This window comes from Thalassospira sp. MCCC 1A02898 (assembly GCF_001618185.1).
GTDB lineage: Bacteria > Pseudomonadota > Alphaproteobacteria > Rhodospirillales > Thalassospiraceae > Thalassospira > Thalassospira tepidiphila.
Map to the genome: position 1 here is coordinate 109,770 of NZ_LPXK01000008.1, position 22,751 is coordinate 132,520.

Annotated in this window: 19 protein-coding genes and 1 other RNA gene; 6 read left to right on the forward strand and 14 right to left on the reverse strand. The window is 55.7% G+C overall.

Annotated elements, in window-relative coordinates:
• Positions 1-27 precede the first annotated feature (27 nt).
• Positions 28-1,794, forward strand: coding sequence for a SulP family inorganic anion transporter (locus tag AUQ41_RS06010; RefSeq protein ID WP_063087167.1), 1,767 nt, complete (start codon positions 28-30; stop codon positions 1,792-1,794).
• Positions 1,795-1,822: 28 nt separating this feature from the next.
• Here the strand turns inward: AUQ41_RS06010 and AUQ41_RS06015 are convergent, their stop codons facing one another.
• Positions 1,823-3,013 carry a benzoate/H(+) symporter BenE family transporter gene (locus AUQ41_RS06015; protein ID WP_063087168.1) on the reverse strand — a complete coding sequence of 397 codons (1,191 nt, stop codon included), beginning with the start codon at positions 3,011-3,013 and terminating at the stop codon, positions 1,823-1,825.
• 318 nt (positions 3,014-3,331) lie between these two features.
• Here AUQ41_RS06015 and AUQ41_RS06020 point away from each other — a divergent pair, with 318 nt between their 5' ends.
• Positions 3,332-3,985 (forward strand): peroxiredoxin, encoded by a 654-nt coding sequence (locus AUQ41_RS06020; protein ID WP_063087169.1) that lies wholly within the window; start codon positions 3,332-3,334, stop codon positions 3,983-3,985.
• Positions 3,986-4,161: 176 nt separating this feature from the next.
• Here AUQ41_RS06020 and AUQ41_RS06025 read toward each other — a convergent pair whose 3' ends face one another.
• The 11 genes from AUQ41_RS06025 to tkt form a co-directional block, all read right to left on the reverse strand.
• Positions 4,162-4,734 (reverse strand): hypothetical protein, encoded by a 573-nt coding sequence (locus AUQ41_RS06025; RefSeq protein WP_063087170.1) that lies wholly within the window; start codon positions 4,732-4,734, stop codon positions 4,162-4,164.
• A gap of 146 nt (positions 4,735-4,880) precedes the next feature.
• Entirely contained in the window at positions 4,881-6,044 is a 1,164-nt protein-coding gene (locus tag AUQ41_RS06030; RefSeq protein ID WP_063087171.1) for a peptidoglycan -binding protein, read from the reverse strand.
• Between the two features lie 4 nt (positions 6,045-6,048).
• Entirely contained in the window at positions 6,049-7,233 is a 1,185-nt protein-coding gene (locus AUQ41_RS06035) for a hypothetical protein (RefSeq protein ID WP_008891359.1), read from the reverse strand.
• A gap of 12 nt (positions 7,234-7,245) precedes the next feature.
• Entirely contained in the window at positions 7,246-8,460 is a 1,215-nt protein-coding gene (locus AUQ41_RS21310; RefSeq protein WP_063087172.1) for an OmpA family protein, read from the reverse strand.
• A 267-nt stretch (positions 8,461-8,727) separates the two neighbouring features.
• Positions 8,728-9,537, reverse strand: coding sequence for an inositol monophosphatase family protein (locus tag AUQ41_RS06045; RefSeq protein ID WP_197145227.1), 810 nt, complete (start codon positions 9,535-9,537; stop codon positions 8,728-8,730).
• A 54-nt stretch (positions 9,538-9,591) separates the two neighbouring features.
• Complete coding sequence (efp, locus tag AUQ41_RS06050) at positions 9,592-10,158, reverse strand: elongation factor P (protein ID WP_008891362.1); 567 nt, start codon at positions 10,156-10,158, stop codon at positions 9,592-9,594.
• A 166-nt stretch (positions 10,159-10,324) separates the two neighbouring features.
• Positions 10,325-10,966 carry a thiamine phosphate synthase gene (gene thiE / locus AUQ41_RS06055; RefSeq protein ID WP_063087173.1) on the reverse strand — a complete coding sequence of 214 codons (642 nt, stop codon included), beginning with the start codon at positions 10,964-10,966 and terminating at the stop codon, positions 10,325-10,327.
• 68 nt (positions 10,967-11,034) lie between these two features.
• Positions 11,035-11,466, reverse strand: coding sequence for a hypothetical protein (locus AUQ41_RS06060; RefSeq protein ID WP_063087174.1), 432 nt, complete (start codon positions 11,464-11,466; stop codon positions 11,035-11,037).
• Positions 11,467-11,477: 11 nt separating this feature from the next.
• Complete coding sequence (locus AUQ41_RS06065) at positions 11,478-12,200, reverse strand: hypothetical protein (RefSeq protein ID WP_063087175.1); 723 nt, start codon at positions 12,198-12,200, stop codon at positions 11,478-11,480.
• Positions 12,201-12,319: 119 nt separating this feature from the next.
• Positions 12,320-13,327 (reverse strand): type I glyceraldehyde-3-phosphate dehydrogenase, encoded by a 1,008-nt coding sequence (gene gap, locus AUQ41_RS06070; RefSeq protein WP_063087176.1) that lies wholly within the window; start codon positions 13,325-13,327, stop codon positions 12,320-12,322.
• A gap of 113 nt (positions 13,328-13,440) precedes the next feature.
• Entirely contained in the window at positions 13,441-15,423 is a 1,983-nt protein-coding gene (gene tkt / locus AUQ41_RS06075) for a transketolase (RefSeq protein ID WP_063087177.1), read from the reverse strand.
• A gap of 410 nt (positions 15,424-15,833) precedes the next feature.
• Here tkt and AUQ41_RS06080 point away from each other — a divergent pair, with 410 nt between their 5' ends.
• The 4 genes from AUQ41_RS06080 (at position 15,834) to AUQ41_RS06095 (ending at position 17,678) form a co-directional block, all read left to right on the forward strand.
• Positions 15,834-16,100, forward strand: a complete 267-nt coding sequence (locus AUQ41_RS06080; protein ID WP_063087178.1) for a hypothetical protein — start codon at positions 15,834-15,836, stop codon at positions 16,098-16,100.
• A gap of 3 nt (positions 16,101-16,103) precedes the next feature.
• Positions 16,104-16,445, forward strand: coding sequence for a cell division protein ZapA (locus AUQ41_RS06085; protein WP_063087179.1), 342 nt, complete (start codon positions 16,104-16,106; stop codon positions 16,443-16,445).
• 144 nt (positions 16,446-16,589) lie between these two features.
• Positions 16,590-16,750, forward strand: a non-coding RNA gene (ssrS, locus tag AUQ41_RS06090) — 6S RNA.
• 112 nt (positions 16,751-16,862) lie between these two features.
• Positions 16,863-17,678: a TIGR00282 family metallophosphoesterase gene (locus AUQ41_RS06095; protein WP_008891370.1), complete on the forward strand. Its 816-nt coding sequence runs from the start codon at positions 16,863-16,865 to the stop codon at positions 17,676-17,678.
• Between the two features lie 80 nt (positions 17,679-17,758).
• Here AUQ41_RS06095 and AUQ41_RS06100 read toward each other — a convergent pair whose 3' ends face one another.
• Entirely contained in the window at positions 17,759-19,996 is a 2,238-nt protein-coding gene (locus AUQ41_RS06100; protein WP_063087180.1) for a methyl-accepting chemotaxis protein, read from the reverse strand.
• Between the two features lie 371 nt (positions 19,997-20,367).
• Positions 20,368-22,620 (reverse strand): methyl-accepting chemotaxis protein, encoded by a 2,253-nt coding sequence (locus AUQ41_RS06105; protein WP_338010119.1) that lies wholly within the window; start codon positions 22,618-22,620, stop codon positions 20,368-20,370.
• Between the last annotated feature and the right edge of the window lie 131 nt (positions 22,621-22,751).

Sequence of the window (22,751 nt, forward strand, 5' to 3'; positions counted from 1 at the left end):
GCCAACTCTGATCTAAGAGATCGATCAATGCGTTTCAAAATGCTTCGGAAATATGTCCCGATTTTTGATTGGGGACAGACCTATGACAGGACGGCCTTTGGCAACGACATGATTGCAGCCGTGATCGTGACGATCATGCTGATCCCGCAATCGCTTGCCTATGCGTTGCTGGCCGGTCTGCCGCCCGAGGCGGGGCTTTATGCCTCCATCGCGCCGATCATTCTTTATGCCATCTTTGGCACCAGCCGCGCACTTGCGGTCGGTCCGGTGGCGGTTGTTTCCCTGATGACGGCCGCCGCCGTGGGCAATATTGCCGAAACCGGCACCATGGGCTATGCACTGGCCGCCCTGACGCTTGCGGCCCTTTCCGGGGCGATCCTGCTTGCGATGGGGGTGTTCAAGCTGGGCTTTTTGGCCAACTTCCTCTCACACCCGGTGATTGCCGGTTTTATTACCGCATCGGGCATGATCATTGCCGCCAGTCAGCTCAAACACATTCTTGGTGTGGATGCCGGTGGCCATAACCTTTGGGAAATTGTCACCTCCCTGATTGCCCATATTCCCGAAACCAATCAGACGACCCTGATCATTGGCATTTGCGCCACGGGCTTTCTGTTCTGGGTGCGCAAGGGCCTTAAGCCCGCCTTGCGCAAACTGGGTCTTGGCATTCGTACCGCTGATGTCCTGACCAAGGCGGGCCCGGTCTTTGCTGTGTTCGCCACCACGGCGGCGACCTGGTATCTTGGTCTGGCCGAAAAAGGCGTAAAGATCGTGGGCGAGGTACCGCAAAGTCTGCCGCCGCTGACCATGCCGGACTTCAGCCCGGGGCTGATGGCCGATCTTCTGGTACCGGCGATCCTGATTTCTGTGATCGGATTTGTTGAATCGATCTCGGTCGCGCAGACGCTGGCGGCCAAGCGCCGTCAACGCATCAACCCGGATCAGGAACTGATTGGTCTGGGGGCGGCCAATATCGGGGCGGCCTTTACGGGCGGTTATCCGGTGACGGGTGGTTTTGCCCGCTCGGTCGTGAACTTTGATGCCGGGGCGCAGACACCTGCTGCCGGTGCCTTTACCGCCGTTGGTTTGGCGATTGCCGCTGTGTCGTTGACGCCGCTGGTGTATTTCCTGCCAAAGGCAACCCTTGCCGCGACCATCATTGTTGCGGTGCTGTCGCTGGTCGATTTCTCGATCCTGAAAACCAGCTGGCAATATTCCAAGGCGGATTTCATTGCGGTTCTGGCAACCATCCTTCTGACCCTTGGTCTTGGCGTCGAGGTCGGGGTGACCGCCGGTGTGGTTCTGTCGATCGGGCTGTTTTTGTATAAAACATCACGCCCGCATATTGCCGAGGTCGGCCTTGTGCCCGATACCCAGCATTTCCGCAACATCCTGCGTCATAAGGTCATCACCCATCCATCGGTCCTGACGATCCGGATTGATGAAAGCCTTTATTTCGCCAATGCGCGGTATCTTGAGGATTACCTCTATGACCGGGTGGTCGGGTGCAAGAACCTCAAGCATGTGGTTCTGATGTGCTCGGCCGTGAACGAGATTGATCTAAGCGCGCTTGAGTCGCTTGAGGCGATCAACCACCGGCTTGAGGAAATGGGCATTTCCCTTCATCTGTCCGAGGTCAAAGGCCCGGTCATGGATCGCCTGAAAAAGACCCACTTTCTTGATGAGCTGACCGGCGAGGTTTTCTTGTCCCAGTTCGAAGCTGTTTCGAAACTGACAGACGGGCAGGTGGCAGAAACACCACCAAGCACCGAACCCAAAATCAAACTGGTCTAAGACCGAAGATCGAAACCGGACTGAGCTTTCAGTCCGGTTTCTTTTTGCCATTGCGCAGATGCGTCAGGAAGTAAATCAGCCCACCGGCAAGCAAGCCCCAGAACGCACCCGAAATCCCATAGAATGTCAGGCCAGCTGCGGTGACGATAAAGGTCACGGCGGCTGCTTCACGTCCGTCTTCGTCCTTGAAGGCCGCAACGGCGGATCCGGCAAACGCTCCGATCAGGGCAAGACCTGCGACCGCCTCGATCAGGATGCCAGGTGCCAGACTGATAAACGCGGTCACCAACCCGGCCGAAAGGCCAAACACGATATAGAAAACACCGCCCGAAACAGCGGCCCAATACCGTTTGGCCGGATCGGGATGGGCATCCTTGCCAGCACAAAGCGCGGCGGTGATGGCAGCAAGGTTGACCGCATGGCCACCAAATGGGGCTGAGAGTAACGAGAATATCCCGGTGACAGTAAACAGCGGCCCCGGTGGGGTGTCATAATCATTGGCGCGCAGAACCGCGGTACCCGGAATGTTTTGCGATGCCATGGTGACGATGAAAAGGGGCAAGGCAATGCCGACCAGTCCGGCCAATGTGAATTCCGGCATGACGAATTCAACGGGCGGCGCAATTGCTCCACCCAGATCGGCAAGGGCATTTTCAGGGAACTCAATGCCGAACACCATCACGGCAACAAAGGCCAACAAAGCGGCCGGGATGGCAAGCAACCTGTTGAACCGGCCCATGACAATCCATGCAATCACAATCGGAAGACCAAGCAACGGATCAAAGGCAACCGCCTTGACTGGCGCAAGGCACAGACCCAGCAAAACACCGGCCAGCATCGCGTTTGCCAAGGGGGCCGGGATACCAGCAACAGCGCAGCCCAACGGTTTCCAAACGCCACTGATGATAATCAGGATGGCGCAAACAATGAACGCACCAACGGCAACCGCAAATCCACCCTCAATGGCACCAGATGTCGCCAGAAGGGCCGCACCAGGTGTTGACCAGGCGATACTGATCGGAAGACGGGTCTTAAGGGATAAAACAATTGCGCAAAGGCCCATGGAAATGGAAAGCGCCATCAGGCCCGATGCCGCCTGATCCGGGCTGGCACCAACGCCGGTAAGGCCTTGCAGCACAACCGCAAACGAACTGGCAGAGCCAACAAAACCGGCCAGCAGGCCCATGAAAATACTTTGGGGCGAAATATCACGCAGCATGGGAGCTCCGCAGGATTGTAAGTCGTTGAAAGTATGGTGGCAAGCGCGCTGACCTTAACCAGAAGCAAGAAGGCAGGCCAGTGAAAAAGAACAAGGCGCAGTGGCGGTGCCGGGCTGCTGCGGCGCGGTATTGCTCAGGCGTGATGTCAGGGAGGCCAGCCAACATAGTTGCACGAACCAGAAACGGCGTTGCTTGGCGATGTTCTGCGTAAAAAACCAACAGCTGATTGATTTACATCATCGTATAGGACGAAGAATTAAATAATTATAATGTATTCAAATGGAGTGGACGATATTTCCTGACCAAGGAGCCTGACAATGACTGTATCCCCCCAGATTCGTGTCGGTCTGCCGCGGATCAATGAACCTGCACCGGATTTTACGGCCCCGACCACCGATGGTATCAGAGCCCTGTCGGACTATCGCGGCAAATGGCTTGTCCTGTTTTCCCATCCTGCTGATTTCACCCCGGTTTGCACAACCGAATTTATCGCCTTTGCCAAACATGCCGATCAATTCGCCAAGCGCAATTGCGAATTGCTGGGCCTGTCGATTGACAGCACCCATTCGCACATCGCCTGGATGCGCAACATCCAGCAGAATTTCGGTGTGGAAATCCCGTTTCCGATTATTTCAGACCTGAAGATGGAAGTCGCCCAGGCCTATGGCATGATCCATCCGGGGGCGGGGGACACGTCTGCTGTGCGTGCGACCTTCATCATTGATCCTGATGGTATGTTGCGCGCCATGGTCTATTACCCGATGAGTAACGGGCGCTCCATTACCGAATGCCTGCGCATGATCGACGCCATGCAGACCAGTGACAAGAACGGCGTTGCCACGCCCGAAGGGTGGAAACCGGGCGACAAGGTTATTGTTCCGCCGGCCCATACCGCGAAGGCCGCCGCAGAACGCGCATCCAATCCCGCCTATGATTATGTGGACTTCTATTTCTGCACAAAGTCCCTCTGATCAAAACCCCGATGTGCGGTCCCGGGGGCAAGGGACCGTGCAAAGGCAAAACCCCGCCAGAGCAATCCGGCGGGGTTTTGTTTCGCTCGTCAGGCGTCACGCGACAACGGTTTGGGGACGCCTGCAATTGCGCCCATATGGAATGCAGCGCTCAAACTGTTGGTGGTGAACGCGCATCAGACCACGTCACGCTTGGTCGTGGCATTTGATACGTCATGGGTTTCAATCAGGCGCGCTTCGTGACGACCAAGCACATCCTTGGCGCGTTCCTCTGTCTGCGGATCAGGTGTTCTGACCCACAGCAACAAGCCACCTTGATCCAGCTCTTCTTGCAATTTGGTGGAGTACTTTTTGCCAACCATTGCGGCAATCACCCCGCCTGCCGCAGCACCAACGCCGCCCGCACCGAGAATTGCCGAAATTGTCAGGGCAATCGGGCCACCCGCCGCAATCACGGCACCGGCGGCACCAAAGGCCGCCGCATACATCGGGGCGCCGATCAGTGCGCCTTCGGCATTGCCAATCGGGGTTGGTGTTGTATAGGCCAGTGGTGGCATATCAGGATCGTTGTCGACATCTTCGGCCTTGCGATAAATATGGCCAAGCTTGTCTTCGACGGTTTTATCGCTCGCAAGAAGGCTAAGCTCCTTTTGCTGATCAAACCCGGCTTGCGCCAGATCATCTGCCGCCTGTTGGAGTATTTTGATGTCGTCAAAAACGCCAACGGTCTCGCGATGTGTTTTGGTCATTTGGGCCTCCTTTTTTGTTGAAAGGCTCATCTGTATTAAACGTAACACAACGCGGATTGGTTCCATTTTTGTTGGATTTCAATGCGCCCAAATGAAAACGGCACCCCTAAAGGGTGCCGTTAAAAGCTGTATTCAGGTGCCTTAACTTACCGCTCGGTAATCTTGAACTCGATGCGGCGGTTGCGGCGATAGGCGATTTCATCGTCGCGGTTATCAAGTGGCTGATACTCGCCAAAGCCTGCGGCAACCAGACGGTTCGGCGGGACGCCCTGATCAATCAGGAACTTGACCACCGAAATCGCACGCGCAGCCGAAAGCTCCCAGTTCGAAGCGAACTGAAGGTTTCGGATCGGCACCTTGTCGGTATGGCCGTCAACACGCATCACCCAGTCGATGTCATCGGGAATGTCGGCGGCAATCGTGGTCAGCGTTTCACCCAGTTTGGCCAACTGATCCTTGCCTTCCTCGCCAAGCTCTGCCTCACCCGATCCAAACAAAACTTCGGACTGGAAAACAAACCGGTCCCCGACAACGCGGATATCCTGACGATCACCCAATACTTCACGCAGGCGACCAAAGAATTCAGAACGATACCGCTGCAACTCGGCAACCTTGGTGGCAAGGGCCGCATTCAGGCGATTGCCAAGATTGACGATCTGGGCGTCCTTTTCCTCGTTCTCGCGTTCGGACGTTTCAAGCGCGGCTTCGATCCGGGCCAGTTGTTGGCGCAGGGCCAACATCTGCTGATTAAGCGCCGCAACCTGTGCCTTGGCTTCGTCACTGAGGTTCTTCTGTTCTTCCAACTCGGCTGCGCGCGATGCCAGAAGGGCCGACAACTCGCCAATACGGGTTTCCTGATCAGTGATCTTTTCACCCGTGGTTTCGCGAAGCTCGGTCAGTTCGGCTTCCTTGTCTTCAAGTGATGCCAGGGCGGCCAGAAGTTTCTGTTCGATTTCGTCCGTTGAAAGTTCGGCTGCCGCCAATTGATCGGCAAGGGTGGCCGCACGCGCACGCAGGTCATCACGCTGATCGGCGGTATTGGAAAGCTCGGTCGTCAGTTGGGTGAGTTCGAGTTCCATACGCTGATTGTTGCCACGTTCAAGTGACAGCAGATTGGTCAGCTCGTTAACCTGGGCGGTCAGATCACTTAGCGCCTCGTCACGCCCGGAAAGGGCTGCACCCAGATAGACCTGCGCGATGACAAAGATCATCAGAAGAAAGATGATCACCATCAAAAGTGTGGCAAGTGCATCAACAAAGCCCGGCCAGGTATTTACATCGCGGTTACGACGGCGCGAAAGCCCGATCATTCGATCAGCCCTCCTCGGCGATGGCGGCGATGGTCCGGGCGAGGAGCTTGATCTCGCTTCTGATTTCCTGTGTGGATTGCTGGCGGCCCATGGTCAGTTCTTCGCCAATACGGCCAAGCGTATTGTCAAGCGAACGGATGTGGGCGCGGGTATTATCATCAATCCCGAAGCTGCCCATTTTCATCGAATCCGCCAGCTGATCGAGAACCGGTTTGAGGTGCATCTGGTTTTCAGCCAGCTTGACCATCAATTGTTGTTCGGCCTTCATCTGATCGGTCAGGGTGGATAGCTTGTCCGCCAGATCAATCAGGGTGTTGTGCGATTTGATCTGTGAACTTTCCGACCGCTGGATGGAGTTTTGCAACCCTTCCATATTATCGGCCATCTGTTCGATCAGGGCCGAAAGATAGGCCGGAACAGACTGTTCACCATCGGAAATGCCACCACCCGAACCAAGGCGGGTAAAGCTTGAAAGCCATTCTTCAAGGTCATTGAAGAAACGGTTCTGTGCCTGACCGGCCTGCATGTCCAGAAGGCCAAGGGCAAGGGAGCCTGCAAGACCAAACAGCGAGGACGAAAACGCCGTGCCCATGCCGCTTAACGGTTCTGACAGGCCGTCTTTGAGCTCGGAGAACCAAAGGTCCATGTTGGACCCGCTACCGACATTGACGTTGCTGATCACACCAGCAACCGAGTTCACGGTCTGAAGCAGGCCCCAGAAGGTACCAAGCAGACCCAGGAACACCAGAAGGCCAACGACGTAGCGCGACAATTCGCGGCTTTCATCGAGGCGGGAGCGGATCGAATCAAGGATCGTCCGGGTGGACGTCGTCGAAAGCTGCGGACGATCGCGGCGCTGTTCGGCCATCATGCTGGCCATCGGGGCCAGAAGTTTCGGCGGCACCTGCGACGTCAGACCGGGGCGGGACCGACGGAAATCCTCGATCCATGTCACTTCGGGTGAGAGGCTTGCGGCCATGCGGAAGGTGTAAATGACACCAACCACAAACACGCCAAGGATCAGGCCATTGAGAACAGCATTGGCCATAAAGGCATCAGACAGCGCCGGGAACAGCAGGGCGCCAACCCCGGCGATGATGGCAACAAAGATTGCCATGCGTGTCAGATAACTACCGGGTTTGGTAATAGGCGGGAGGGATCCCGTACCACTGGCCGAATTGCTGCTCATAGCGGATTAATCCTAGCGTTGAACGGTTTTGATATCGACGCGATCTGCGGGGCCGGACGGAACATTCGCACCCAGGGCACGAACATCAATGCGCGTGGAGCGCACACCCCTGTCAATCAGATAGGAACGCACCTGAAGCGCGCGTGACAGCGACAGACGACGCGCCTTGGAGGCATTCGCCCCGTCACCCTGCGCATAGGCCTGCAACTGAATTCGAAGATCTTCATCCTGTCCCATCGTTGCGATCACGCTGTCGAGCTGGCTTTTGGCAGCTGCACTCAGCTCGAAGCTGTCAGCGGCAAAGCCAAGGCTGTATTCATCGCCACCGTTGGCCGGCATTGCAGCCGGTGCAGAGGTCTCTGGCGGGATGGATGCTTCTTCAGCCGGTGCCGGTGGCACCGTCGGCGCGGGCGCCGGTTCTGCCATCTCGGTCGCAGGCTGGGTGGTGTCTGGTGCAGGGGCTGCCGGGGGCGCAGGTGTGTCGGAAATCGGTGCGACTTCCGGTGCTGCCGGTGCGGGTGCTGCGTTGTTTTCCTCGACCGGGGCAGGCGGTGCCACAGGGGCATCAGATACTTCTGCTGTCTCGGTCGCCGGGGAAGTTGTCGGAGCCGGGGTTGGTTCCGGTGCCGCCGGTGCGACAGTCGGCTCGGGCTCCGGTGCCGGAGTAGGCTTGGTCAGCGGCGTCGGTGCGTTCGATGCGCTGCTTTCGGTCACAGGGGGTGCAACCGGTTTGCTGCGCGGTGCGGCGGTCGGTTCCGGCTGGGTCAGCGCAATGGTCTGGTTTGCGCCATCATCAATGTCTGCAACACGCTGGTTTGCATTTGGAACGACGCCGGGAACGCCATAAAATTCTGATTGGGTCGGGAAGGCATTGCCGCCGCCGCTTGATCCGTCAATGACAACGGTTTCAAACCCGCCGTCATAGGCAGAATTGCCTGTCGCACTGGCAAACTGTTCAGCGGCAAGGAAGGTCGATTTCGGTCGGGTTTCCGGGAAAATCAGATCACCGCCCGGCATGACGATATGATCGCGCGAAACGGTGGGAGACAGATATTGCGGAACGGTCGGCTGCCCGCCATAGCCATCTGCAACGTCCCAGTTCACCTGAACGCTGCTGTCATTCGAAACCGGGGAGTATTGTTGCGCCGATGCGTTTGGCGCAAAGAACACGGTTGTGCCCAGTGCAGCCGTCATCGCAAGCACCGAAATCTTGGAATACCCCATCATCAAATCGCAGGCCCCTTAATACCCTGTGTTTGAAATCGTTTGGTAACGTTGTTCTATTTCACACAGTTTTGTGTCGATCATTAGGCACCCGCAAAACTTTCCGAATGCCCCCCCTTGGTGTCCGTGGGCCCGCAATCAGACCGCACAGTCCCAAGCACCATAGCTTAGAGACAGATGATGGACAACCGCTTTGACCGAAAACGCAAATGGGGCGCTTCGGCAAATTGCGAAGCGCCCCTTTCAAAAAACAGTAACAAAAGCCGGGTGTTAGCCCGTGATTGCCTTTTTAAGCGTTTTGGCCAGCACCGGCTGGATATAGTCATTGGCTGCAACGACGCTGCCGGTACCAAGCATGTTGGTGCCGCCTTTGTCATCGCGGATATAACCGCCAGCTTCGGAGATCAGGATGATCCCGGCTGCAATATCCCACGCATTGAGATGGGATTCCCAATAACCGTCATAACGACCTGCTGCGACATACGCCATATCAAGGGCCGCAGCCCCCATACGACGCACGCCGGCACAACGATCCATGACCGAGTGCAGCTGCTTTTCAAATACCGCGTGATCACCGTGACCAAGGTGCGGAACACCGCAGGCCAGAACGCATTCGTTCAGACGACGACGGCCCGAAACGCGCAGGCGGCGGTTATCAAGAAACGCACCGACGCCCTTTTCCGCCCAGAAGCATTCGTCCTTGGCGACGTCATAGATCATGCCGGCAATGATTTCGTCACCCTTCTGCAGGGCAACCGAAATCGCAAAATGCGGGATGCCATGCAGGAAGTTGGTGGTGCCATCAAGCGGATCAATGATCCAGCGGTGCTCAGGATCGGTGCCCTTGATCTCGCCACCTTCTTCCATAAGGAAGCCATAACCGGGGCGGGAACGCTCAAGCTCTTCACGCAGGCGTTTTTCGGCACGGTGATCAGCCGCAGATACGAAATCTGCCGGGCCTTTCATCGACACCTGAAGGTTTTCGACTTCACCGAAGTCGCGTTTCAGTCCGTAGGCTGCCTTTTCGACAGCCTTGTACATCACATTGATGTTCGCAGAACGACGGGCGGCGCCTCGCACGGCATATCTCCCGGTGTTTGAATTAAAATGAAAACCAGAGGGCGGGGTTCGCCCTTAGTCCTTGGCACGCTCGATATAGGTGCCTTCAACAGTGTTCACGACAATGCGCGTACCCGATTCAATATGCGGGGGCACCATCACACGGACACCGTTCTCAAGAACAGCCGGTTTGAAAGAAGAAGACTGGGTCTGACCTTTGACAACCGCATCGGCTTCGACAATCTGGAAGACGACATGCTCGGGAAGGGTCACACCAAGCGGCTCACCTTCGAAGGATTCGATGGTCACAACCATACCATCCTGAAGATAGACAGCCGCTTCGCCAACAAGGTCGGCATTTACTGTGATCTGTTCATAGGTTTCGCTGTCCATGAAGGTGATCATGTCACCATCGGCGAACAGATAGGTGTATTCTTTCTGTTCAAGACGAACCTTTTCGACGGTTTCCGAAGCGCGGAAACGCTCGTTCAGCTTGGTGCCGGTACGAATGTCTTTGAGTTCAACCTGGTTAAAAGCACCGCCTTTACCCGGCTTCACAGCCTGGCATTTTACTGCACGCCACAGGGCACCTTTATGTTCGATAAGGTTACCCGGACGGATTTCGTTGCCGTTGATTTTCATGGCACAAACCGTTCTTTCAGATCACAGATTCACAATGCAATAAGGGGCAAGCGCCCCATTTCAGGCGCTCTACCTACCAGTTTGGCTGTTTTGCTGCAAGCAGATTGATCCGGGTTTGCGCGCATAACGCCCCATCATTCGCGCATGGCTGGACCAACGAGAGAAATCAGATCTCGGTTGCTGCAATCGCCGCCTTGATGGCCTTTGCACCGGCCTCTGGCCCGTCCGGATGGTTCCAGACGCCACCGGTGACAGCAATGAAGTCGGCACCTGCCAAAACAAGCGGCGCAACATTATCTGCCGTGATACCACCAATCGCCACACAGGGCACCGTGGTAAAGGTCGTCCAGATTTCAAGGATTTCCGGGGTGACGCTGGTTTTAGCTTCTTTGGTTTCGGTCGGATAAAACGCTCCGAATGCGACGTAATCGGCCCCTTTGTCACCAACGATCATCGCCTTGTGGCGACTGTCATAGCACGACACACCGACGATATGTTCTTCGCCCATGATGGCGCGTGCTTCGTCGTAACTTGCGTCTTCTTCGCCGACATGCACACCGTCACAGCCCGATTTCTTGGCGATATCAGGACGGTCATTGAGGATCAGCGGAATGTCACGATCAGTACACATCGGAAGGATGGTATCAATCGCCTTGCGGATTTCATCATCGCTGACATCCTTCAGGCGCAATTGCAGGCAATCAACCGCACCGGTATCCAGCACGGATTTCAGCTTCTCGCCAAAGGGTGCAAGGTCGATTTTCGGCGGGGTCAGAAGATAAAGACCGGCAAGTTCGTCTGAATTCACGATGATAATTCCTGATGATTTCCTGCGTGTTATGTAACCTTTGACGCTGGTTTTGGCAATTGCCAAGGCTACGGAGCAAGATGTGCAAGCAACCGCTTGTCGAGTTCATGATCGGGCAACAGGTCATCGGCCATCTGATAAATCACATCTTTGTCTGGGAACTCTGTCATGACCAGACGGTTTGTCTGGGCTGCCATATCCCGAAGGTTTTCCAACTGCGGTTCGGGCATCGGATCGACCATCACGGCATCAAGGCCAAGCTCAATCGCGGCCAACGCGCCAGAAACCCTCCCACGACAATCAAGGATCGCCGTGATATTACATGCCGGGAAGTCTTCACGCACCAGCATCACCAGATCGGCAAACCACTGTGCCCCGTGCGTTTGTCCGGCATGTTCCGGCGACAGCAACCCAAAGGCACGATCCCCCATCACCCGGCAGGCCGATCTGGCGCCGGTAATGCTATGAATGCGAATGACGGGATCGGGCAGGGGGCTCATTTGCGTGGTTCTTATGCCTTGGTGCGCGCGACATAGACCGTGTTGATATCTTCACGGTCAATCAGCGGATGTTTGAATTTAATGACATCAGCCCGGATGGTCTCGAACGCGGATTTTAGGTTTTCTTCAAACCACGGTTCGGGCAGCTCGGTTGACCACAGGGCGAAAATTCCGCCGGGCACCAGATGGGCGGCAAGCTTGGCCAGACCATCCTTGGTGTAAAGGCGCTTGTGGTCTTCATGCAGGACATTGCCCGGCGAATGATCAACATCCAAAAGGATGGCGTCATGCAGTTTCTCGGGTGCATCCGGGTTCATGCCCGGCGTATCGGAAAGCGACGCACCAAAGAAATCGCCATGCACCAGTGCGCAGCGTGGATCATTTGAAAGCTGCTCACCCATCGGCAGCAACCCTTGCTGATGCCATTCGATCACTTCGGGCAGGGTATCAAGCACGGTCAGCTTTCCGGTCTTGGGATTATCAAGCGCGGCCTTGGCGGTATAACCAAGGCCAAGCCCGCCGACGACGACATCAAGGTTGTCGCGATCAAGTTCGGCCAGACCAAGGTCGGCCAGCGCAATCTCGGCATCGGTAAACAGGCTCGACATCAGATATTCTTCATCAAGCTTGATTTCATAGACATCGATATCAAGGCTAAGCTCACGTCGGCGACGCAGACTCAGCACCCCCATCGGTGTCGGGCGGTAATCAAGTTCCTTGAAAAGAAGGCTCACGGGCCGGGCTCCTGTTTGTCTTTTCTGTTCGTTGGCTCAACAGTGACGGAAAGACGGGCAAAAGAAAAGTGCCCGAAGCAGAACTTCGGGCACTTCGGAAATCTGGACCTAAGCGATGCTTAGAGGAACTTCGCCATGGCGACAGCGGTGTCGCTCATACGGTTGGAGAAGCCCCACTCGTTGTCATACCAGGACAGGATACGAACGAAGTTGCCGTCCATGACCTGGGTCTGGGTCGCATCAAAGGTCGAGCTGTTCGGGTTGTGGTTGAAGTCAACCGAAACCAGCGGTGCTTCGCAAACGCCAAGAACGCCTTTGAGCGGGCCGTTTGCAGCTTCCTTGATGGCTGCGTTAACTTCGTCAACCGTGGTGTCACGGCCAGCAACGAAGGTCAGGTCAACCATGGAAACGTTCGGGGTAGGGACGCGGATCGCGGTACCGTCGAGCTTGCCTTTAAGTTCCGGAAGAACAAGGCCAACAGCCTTGGCCGCACCGGTTGAGGTCGGGATCATCGAAAGCGATGCCGCACGTGCACGACGCAGGTCTTTATGCAGGCTGTCCACGGTGTTCTGGTCGCCGGTGAAGGCGTGAACGGTGGTCATGAAGCCCTTGGTGATGCCAACGGTTTTGTTGAGAACATCTGCAACCGGTGCAAGGCAGTTGGTGGTGCAGGATGCGTTCGAAACGATGACGTCATCAGCGGTCAGGGTGTCGGAGTTAACACCGTAAACAACGGTCTTGATGTCGCCCTTTGCCGGGGCGGAAATCAGAACGCGCTTGGCACCGGCAGTCAGGTGTTTGCCTGCACCAGCTTCGTCAAGGAAGATACCGGTGCACTCAAACGCGATGTCAACTTTGAGGTCAGCCCACGGCAGGTTCGCCGGGTCACGTTCGGAGCAAACCTTGATCGTCTTGCCATCGATGACGAGGTTTTCGCCTTCGGCTTTGACGTCATTGGCCAAAACGCCATGAACGGAATCATATTTCAGAAGATGTGCGTTGGTGTTGACGTCACCCAGGTCGTTGATGGCAACAACTTCAACGTCGGTGCGGCCGCTTTCAACGATAGAACGCAGAACCAGACGGCCGATACGGCCAAAACCATTAATCGCTACGCGAATAGCCATTCATCCCTCCAAAATTATAATGATTGGTACCTGGGGAGTATCAATCACGGCTTAGGGTAAAGAACCCATAGAAAAAAAGCCGGATCGGCATGTTACCGATCCGGCCCTGTAAATTAAACCAGTTCCTTGGCCGCTTTGACCAGCGCGTCGGCGGTGATGCCGAAATGCTCGTAAAGGACCGGGGCCGGTGCCGAGGCACCAAATCCGTGCATGCCGATAACCTTGCCGTTATCGCCAACATATTTTTCCCAGCCAAAGACCGAAAGCGCCTCGATGGCAACGCGCGGTGCGCTGCCCAGAACGTCCTTGCGGTATTCCGGCGACTGGGCGTCAAACAGTTCCCAGCTCGGCAGGGAAACAACAGCGGCCTTGATGCCATCTGCTTTGAGTTTCGCCTGCGCGTCCATTGCGATCTCGACTTCCGAACCGGTCGCGATCAGGGTGACCTGACGATCACCATCGCAATCGGAAATCACATAACCGCCGCGCGCGACAAGGTTGTCTTCGCGGTATTCGGTGCGCAGAACCGGCAGGTTCTGACGGGTCAGTGCCAGAACGGTCGGGCCGGTTTCGTTGGTGATCGACATTGCCCATGCTTCGGCAGTTTCAACCGCATCGGCCGGACGGATCACGGTCACGTTCGGCATGGCGCGAAGCGACGCAACATGTTCGACCGGCTGGTGAGTCGGGCCGTCTTCGCCAAGACCGATGGAATCATGGGTCATGACGTAAACAACGCGCTGGTTCATCAGCGCCGAAAGACGGATCGCCGGGCGGCAATAGTCGGTGAACACCAGGAAGGTACCGCCATAAGGCAGAACGCCACCATGCAGTGCCAGACCGTTCATGGCTGCTGCCATGCCGTGCTCACGGATACCGTAATAGATGTAACCACCTTCATAACCGCCATCAGCGGTGATCGGCGCCTGAACACTGGTCTTGGTGTTGTTCGACCCGGTCAGGTCGGCAGAGCCGCCGATCATTTCCGGGATCGCCTTGGTCAGCACTTCGAGAACATTCTCGGAAGCCTTACGGGTTGCGACCTTCGGCTTGTCTTCGGTGATCTGCTTTTTGTAGTCGTTGAAGGCTTCGATCCAGTTTTCCGGAAGCTTGCCTTCGATGCGGCGCTCGAACTCGTCTTTCAGGGCTGCTTCCAGACCTTCGAAACGCGAACCCCAGGCATTGAAGTCCTCGGCACCGCGCGCGCCTGCTGAAAGCCATGCGTCACGGACATCTGCCGGGATTTCAAACGGCTCGGAATCCCAGCCGAGTTTCTTGCGTGCACCAGCAAGTTCTTCAGCACCAAGCGGGGAGCCATGCGTTGCCGAGGTGCCACCTTTGGTCGGTGCGCCAAAACCAATTTCGGTTTTGCAGGCAATCATCGACGGAGTGTTGGTGGTTTTGGCTTTGGCAATCGCGGCTTCGATCGCGACCGGATCGTGGCCGTCGATCTGCTGAACGTCCCAGCCAGCAGCTTCAAAGCGCTTCTTGTGATCTTCGGAGGTCGAAAGCGAGGTCGGGCCATCAATCGAAATGCCGTTGTCATCGAACAGAACGATGAGTTTCGACAGTTTCATGTGACCGGCCATCGAAATGGCTTCCTGCGAAATACCTTCCATCAGGCAACCGTCACCGGCAATCACATAGGTGTAGTGATCAACAACGCTGTCACCGAAGCGGGCATTCATGATGCGCTCGCCAAGGGCGAAACCGACCGAGGTCGCAATACCCTGACCCAGCGGGCCGGTGGTGGTTTCAATGCCTTCGCCGTGGCCGTATTCCGGATGGCCCGCGGTGCGGTAGCCCATCTGACGGAAATTCTTGATCTGATCAAGATCGAAGTCTTCGTAACCGGTCAGGTGCAGAAGCGAATAAAGAAGCATCGAACCGTGACCTGCGGACAGGATGAAACGGTCGCGGTCCGGCCAGTTCGGGTGCTTCGGATCGAATTTCAAGAATTTGGTATAAAGAACAGTCGCAACGTCTGCCATGCCCATCGGCATGCCCGGGTGACCGGATTTGGCCTTCTCAACAGCGTCTGCCGAGAGGAAGCGGATGGCATTGGCCATGCGGTTGTGTTCTACTTGCGTCGTCATGTGATGCGGTTCCTGGGGGTTTCGCGGTCGGGCGATGAAAACACTTTTCCATTTATTAACGGAATTCGCGCGGAAGATGCCCTTACAGGGGGCATACGTCAACCGCTTCTATCGAAAATCTGCCATGTTATCTTGATTCAGATTAACCACGCCGCCCTTCGCCATCACAGATTGGCCGTACTGTTGACCAGTTTAGCGCGCCAGTTCTATGTTTTGAACACGGGCAGGGGATCGGGCATCGTTGACGCGGTTTGACTTCGCCGGGCCAAAACGGTTGTTGATCGGAATCTGTGATGTTAAATCAGCCATGATCATGACATCTTCGACAGGTCAGATCGGTTTTCGATGAGTCGCCGCAGACAATCAATGTCTGCGTTCTTTGGGTAAACAGCAAACATTCGGGTAGGGTTATGTCGCGGTTGCAACAGGCAAGTGATCGGCTGAAAGCAGCATTGGAACGTCTGGAAACGGCTGCGGAGTCGGCAATCGAAGCCAAAAGCCAGGCTACAGACGCTGACACGGCAGAGGTCGAAACCCTGCGCGGGCAACTTTCGGCACTGCGCGAAGATTACGACCGGCTTTGCCGCACCACCGAAACGGTTTCAAACCGCCTTGATGGCGCTGTTGATCAGCTCAAACTCGTCCTTGATGAAGAACCCGCAAAGAAACAGGCATAATTCATGGCACAGGTTTCCATTCGTATTAACGGTCGCAGCTACGACATCGCATGTGACGACGGCCAGGAAGAACGCATTCACGCGCTTGCCAGCTATGTCGACGAGCGGGTCAAGGAAATCTCCGACGCGGTGGGCCAGATCGGTGAACAGCGTCTGCTGGTCATGACAAGCCTTCTGATTGCCGACGAGCTCGGCATGGCACAGGAAAAACTCAATACCGGCCAAAGCCCGGCGGTTGCAGAGGACGGCAGCCTGTCCGCCGCCGAAGGTGACGCACTGGCAGAAAATATCGAAAGCATGGCCGAACGGGTCGAGGTGCTTGCCGATCGTCTTGGCAAAGGCTGATCAGGCGACTGTTGTCTGCTGCATGGCTGGCCTGATCACGGGCTGAATTCATGCAATCTACTTGAAATTCAGCTGGTCGAGGACTAAGTTCCGGTCGCTGACAGTTTGCGATGCGTCGTTCGCGGCGATCAAGAACCCAGCACAAGGGAGCTGCCCTGTTCGTCAGGTTCGCTAATTCCCGGGGCCGATGCTCATTTCTCTAGGGAGCTGTCCCTGTCGAGGCCGTGGTCTCGTTATACGGCGCCCACCTGCACTCGCAGGTCACGAGGAATTACCAAATGGCCAACGGCAGTGGTGGCTCCCGCTTATTCTGCTAAAAATCCCTTTTCCATTTCGTGATGCCGGTCATGCGTCCCGGGGCAGGGTGCATTAAACGAAACATGTCTGCCTGCTGGCTGACGCAATACAGGAAGCACAATGCGTTTACTTCATCTTGGCGACGTTCTGGGGCAGTCCGGTCGCAAGGCAGCGCTTGAAGCGCTCCCGATGCTACGTGATCGGTTGTCGGTTGATATCGCGGTGGTGAATGTCGAAAACGCAGCGCACGGCTTTGGCGTCACGGCAAAAATCTGCAAGGAATTCTATGACGCCGGTGCAGATGTCCTGACCACGGGCAATCATGTCTGGGATCAGCGCGAAATCATCGCCTATATCGACGAAGATGAAAAACTGCTGCGTCCCTGGAACTTCCCCGATGGGACGCCGGGCAACGGCGATTATGTCTTCAAGACCAAGTCGGGCAAGAAGGTCTGCGTGATTAACATGATGGGCCGTCTGTTCATGGACCCGTTGTCCTGCCCGTTCCAAGGCGCTGACAAGCTGTTTAACAAGCATAAGCTTGGCAAGAATGTCGATGCCGTGATCGTCGATTTCCACGCCGAAACCACGTCGGAAAAAATGGCGTTTGGCCATCATTGTGATGGGCGGGCGTCGCTTGTGCTGGGAACCCACACCCACGTGCCGACTGCCGATGCGCAGATCCTGCCAAATGGTACCGGCTATCAGACCGATGTTGGCATGTGCGGCGATTTTGATTCCGTCATTGGCATGAAAAAAGAAAACTCGGTTCGTAAATTCATCACCAAGATGCCGTCCGGCCGGTTCGAACCGGCAGAGGGGCCGGCAACGGTCTGTGGCGTTTACGTTGAGACAGACGACAAGACCGGGTTGGCAAAGCGGATTGAAGCGGTGCGTATCGGTGGCCGCCTTAAAGGCAGCTGGCCCAGCGCCTGACGCCAAGGTGACTTTCACCCGATCAAAGAAAAAGGCCCGCCAGATGACGGGCCTTTGTCGTTTCATATGTTGGTTGCAAATTACGCCGCGCGATCACGTGCCTGCTGACGCAGATCATCAAGGATGACTGTAATGCGCGTGCGCAGTTCACTGACTTTCTCGGATGCCGAACGCGACGTGTTCAGAACTTCACCAGACAGCTGGCCGGTGCGACCGGTTTCATTGGCGACCTCGGCAATCGATGCCGACACAGCGCGCGTTCGGTCCGCCGCACCACGCACGTTGCGCGTGATTTCGTCGGTTGCGGCCCCTTGCTGCTCGACTGCGGCCGAAATCGTCGTGGCAATTTCATTGAGGCTGTCAATGATCGAGCCGATCTCGCCAATGGCGGTGACAGATTCACCGGTTGCTTTCTGAATGCCGGAAATCTGGCCCGAGATTTCCTCGGTCGCCTTTTCGGTCTGGTTGGCAAGGTTTTTGACCTCTGCCGCGACAACCGCAAAGCCCTTGCCGGCATCGCCGGCACGTGCCGCCTCGATGGTGGCGTTCAGGGCCAGAAGGTTGGTCTGCTCGGCAATGTCGGTGATCAGTGCGATCACCTCGCCAATGCGGCTTGCCGATTGCGACAGGCTGTTGACCAGTTCGTTGGTATGTTGCGCGCGTTGCGCGGCTTCGTTCGAAATACGCGTGGTTTCCGCCATCTGACGGTTAATCTCCGCGTTCGAGCTTGAAAGCTGCTCGGTAGCCGAGGCAACGGTTTCGACATTGCCGGTGGCTTCATCGGCCGATTTCGACACCTCGTCACTCTGACCTGACACCAGTTCGGCACTGTCGGTCATCTGACCTGATACGCCTTGAAGCTGTTCGGCAAGGGTGGCGATTTCAGTCACCGCACTTTCGACTTCACCCTGAAGGGTGTCGGCAAGTGACAGCAATTCATCGCGCAGTGCCTCGTTGCGTTCACGGTTCAGGCGCTCTTCCTCGGCCTGCATGTCGCGGACCTTGATCGCGTTTGCCTTGAACACATCAACCGCACGGCCCATGGCAGAAATCTCGTCACTGCCCCCTGATGGAACGGCCGCGTCAAGATCGCCATCAGCCAGCGAAATCATCGATTTCTGAAGACCGGCAAGACGACGCAACAGGTTGCCACGCACATAAACCAGATAGATCAGAAGCGGGATAATGATCGCCGCGGCACCAACGCCGTACATCACCATCGAGCTTTGCTGGGTCAGGGTGCTTGCGGTGTCGGCTGATTTGTCGACGCCGGATTGAAGATCGGCGACAAGCGCGTTCACACCATCTTCCATCGCGGCGGCAAATTCCGCACTGTCTTCAACGATGTCGATCTGGTCATCGGCCAGCTTAAGTTCTTCGCTGCGAAGCGAAGAAATGCTTTTGCGGCCCATTGACAGCTTTTTGATATCGCCAAGCAGGCCTTCATAGAATTTCTTGAGCTTCTCGTTCTCAAGTTCATTGATGGTATTGGCAACAACACCAACCGCCCCACGGACCTGAACACCCATAATGCGAAGTTGCATCCGATCATTCGATGATGCAGCGGACAGAACGGTATTGCTGATTTCAGCACCACTATTCGCAAGTTGCAGGATCGGGGCTTGGGCGGCCATCAATTCATCAAGTTTGAACAGAAGTCCCTTGGTTGAGGCTTCCTGTTCATCGGTCAAGAAGGCGCCGGCCTGACGCAGGTCATGAACCTGACTGGTGACTTCGGTGATTTTGGTTTGGGATGCCGACAGGATCGGCTGGATCATCGAGTTGTATTTGCCGGTCAGTTGCTGGAACTTGGCAAGGGAATCCGAAAGTTGGCCTGCGACCTCGAAACGTTCAATCGTCGTGTCATGGAGTTCCTGAAGCGACTCAGCAAGGCTTTGGCCATTGGTCTCGATCACCGACAGCGTTTCTTCCGGAAGGCCGGACTGGCTCAGCACCGCAAGATTTTCCTGCAAGTTCGCAAGCATCACATCAAGGTCAGCCTTGACCGCCTGTTCTTCTTCAACGGTGGATGCCGCGATAATGCGTGGTGCGGAGGCCACAATTTTCGCACTGGTTGTTGCAAGCTGCTGGGCAGCAAACATTGGCGGAAGTTGCTCGTAGGCAATCGTGTCAAGCTGGTTGCCGAATTTGGTAAAAGAGAAGACCGATACGGCCGCAGCCAGGATTGCAATCAGACCGACAAGAAAGAAGGCACCCGCCAACTTTTCACGTACGCCAAGCCCTGCTTTGTTCGTCTTTGTTGAGTTTTTCTTTTTTGACGATGACGGCTTTGCGCCGCGCTTGAAACTTAAACCCATAATTAAACCTACCCCGTAGACCAAAGAGACAAGCGTCGCCACATGTGGTGCCGACGCATGTATGTACGTCGTCTGAACGTTTGTTCCCAGCCAAGCCACTTTGGGGAATACCCGATATCCGACCCTGAAAGGATCTCGGGGAATTTGGGGCCTGATCTATTATTATTGTTCTCCGATATAGCACAGGACTCGCATCGGGATCATGAATTTTCGGCCAAACCTGTACGGCTGTATCAAATTCAGGATTGCGCAAAGTGGCTTTTCGCAGCGACTGCACTTTATTTCGGACCGAAAGAGGCTGCTTTCAATGTGACCGCCAAACAAAAAGGCCCGCCAATGGCGGGCCTTTTGTCATCAAGTTTTGCCTGTGATCAGGACGCTGCGCGATCATGTGCCTGTTTGCGCAGATCATCCAGAATGCCGTTGATCCGCGAACGCAGGTTTTCGACCTTCTGCGATGCATCCTGTGCAGTTGCCAGAACCTGACTGGACAGTTCGCCTGTCTTGCTGGTTTCATTGGCAACCTCGTTGATCGAGGCCGAAACAGAACGCGTGCGATCCGCAGCCCCGCGCACGTTGCGCGTGATCTCGTCGGTGGCGGCACCCTGTTCCTCGACCGCAGCCGAGATGGTGGTCGCGATCTCATTGATGTTTTCAATGATACGGCCGATATCGCCGATGGCATTGACGGACTCACCGGTGGCTTTCTGAATGCCCGAAATCTGGCCAGAAATTTCCTCGGTGGCTTTTTCCGTCTGGTTGGCAAGGTTTTTGACCTCGGCGGCAACAACCGCAAAGCCCTTGCCTGCATCCCCGGCACGTGCCGCCTCGATGGTGGCGTTAAGTGCCAGAAGGTTGGTCTGCTCGGCAATGTCGGTGATCAGGGCGATCACTTCGCCAATGCGGTCTGCAGACTGCGACAGGCTGACCACAAGTTCGTTGGTTTCCTGTGCACGGTTGGATGCTTCGTTCGAGATACGGGTCGATTCCGCCATCTGACGGTTGATTTCCGCATTCGATGCCGACAGCTGTTCGGTCGCAGCAGCAACAGTTTCAACGTTGCCGGTTGCTTCCTGGGCTGAGCTTGCAACTTCTTCGGTCTGGCCCGAAACCAGTTCCGCACTTGACGTCATCTGACCGGAAACGCCCTGAAGCTGATCACCAAGAGCCGCGATTTCGTTCACGGCACTTTCAACTTCGTTCTGCAGGGTGTCGGCCAGTGCCAGCAACTCATCACGAAGTGCTTCGTTGCGTTCATGGTTAAGGCGTTCTTCCTCGGCCTGCATGGCCTGGACCTTAAGGGCGTTGTCCTTAAAGACATCAACTGCACGGCCCATGGCACTGATTTCGTCATTGCCCTTGGACGGCACGACGACATCAAGGTTGCCATCAGCAAGCTGAACCATGGTTTTCTGCAAACCACCAAGGCGGCGCAGAACGTTGCCACGCACATACAGCACATAAATCGCAAGCGAGATAATGATGGCTGCGACGGCGACAACAAACAGGGCGGTCAGGCTCTGTTTCTCGACGACCTTCGCCTGGGCGGCGGCATCATTGACTTCTGCATTCAGACCGGCAACCAGTTCGGCAACGCTGTTACGCATTGCGTTGGCATATTCGCCACTCTGCACAACCAGCGCCTGGCTTTGTTCGGTGGCCTCAAGTTCACGTTTGCGAAGGTCTGGCAGGCTGCCTTCACCAACCGACAGTTTCTGCATCTTGTCGATCAGATCGACATAGAATGCCTTGAGGCGATCGTTATCAAGCTCATCAAGCTTGCTCAGCGCATCGGTGTACGTTCCGCGAATACGCACCGGAATGATCGACAGGCGGACCGCCTGGGTTTCCGTGGTGCTGGAAATGATCATGTTTGATGCGGCAGAACCGAGACGCTCGATATCAAGGATCGGCGTGCGCGTCTCGATCGCTGATGCGAACTTCTGGAAGGACGCAAGAATTTCTTCTTTGTCCGCGCTGTATTTCTTTGAAGGATCTTCTTCAAAGGACGCGGCGAATTCGCTGCCTTGGGCGATGTCGTTCTGGGTATAGGACAGCACCGGCTTTAAGGTGTCACCATACCGTTTCGCCAGATTCTGGAACTCTTCGAGTTTCGCGGCTTTTTCGTCGCTGATCTGGAAACGTTCCTGGGTCACGTCGTGCAGCTGTTTGAGGTTGTCCTCAAGCAGGGCGCGATTGTCGTTGATGCTTGCAATTACCGCGGGCATAAAGCCGGTCGCCTCAATTTCGGCGATGCGGACACTAAGCTCTTCAAGACGAACCGCAAGCTCATCGTTAATCGCGGTTTCTTCTTCCGGATTGGCGGCGGCCACGATGCGTGGCGCAATGGCGACAATTTCGGCACTTCCGGTTGCCAGTGACTGAGCCGCGGCAATCGGCGGAAGCTTTTCTTCGGTAATGGTATTAAGCGCACTACCGAACTGATTGAAGGAAATAGCACCGACAATGGCAGAGATCACTGCCATCAATCCGACCACAGCAAACGATATCAAAAGTTTGCTTTGGACCCCGAATTTAGTTCCCATTCTATCTAACCTTTTTTCCTGGCTGTTTCCGTATGGCTTCTTTGTCCATTCCGGTTGTTTCTGGCACCGCAGGATCATATGCAGTCCTGCGTTAGGCGACAGCTTGGCCCTAGAGAGTATTCTGCTTTAGTTTAATATCTACACCAGAGAACATTAATGAAAGAATATCAAGACGTCTGCAACATCTATCCGCGTATAGTGCACGACTA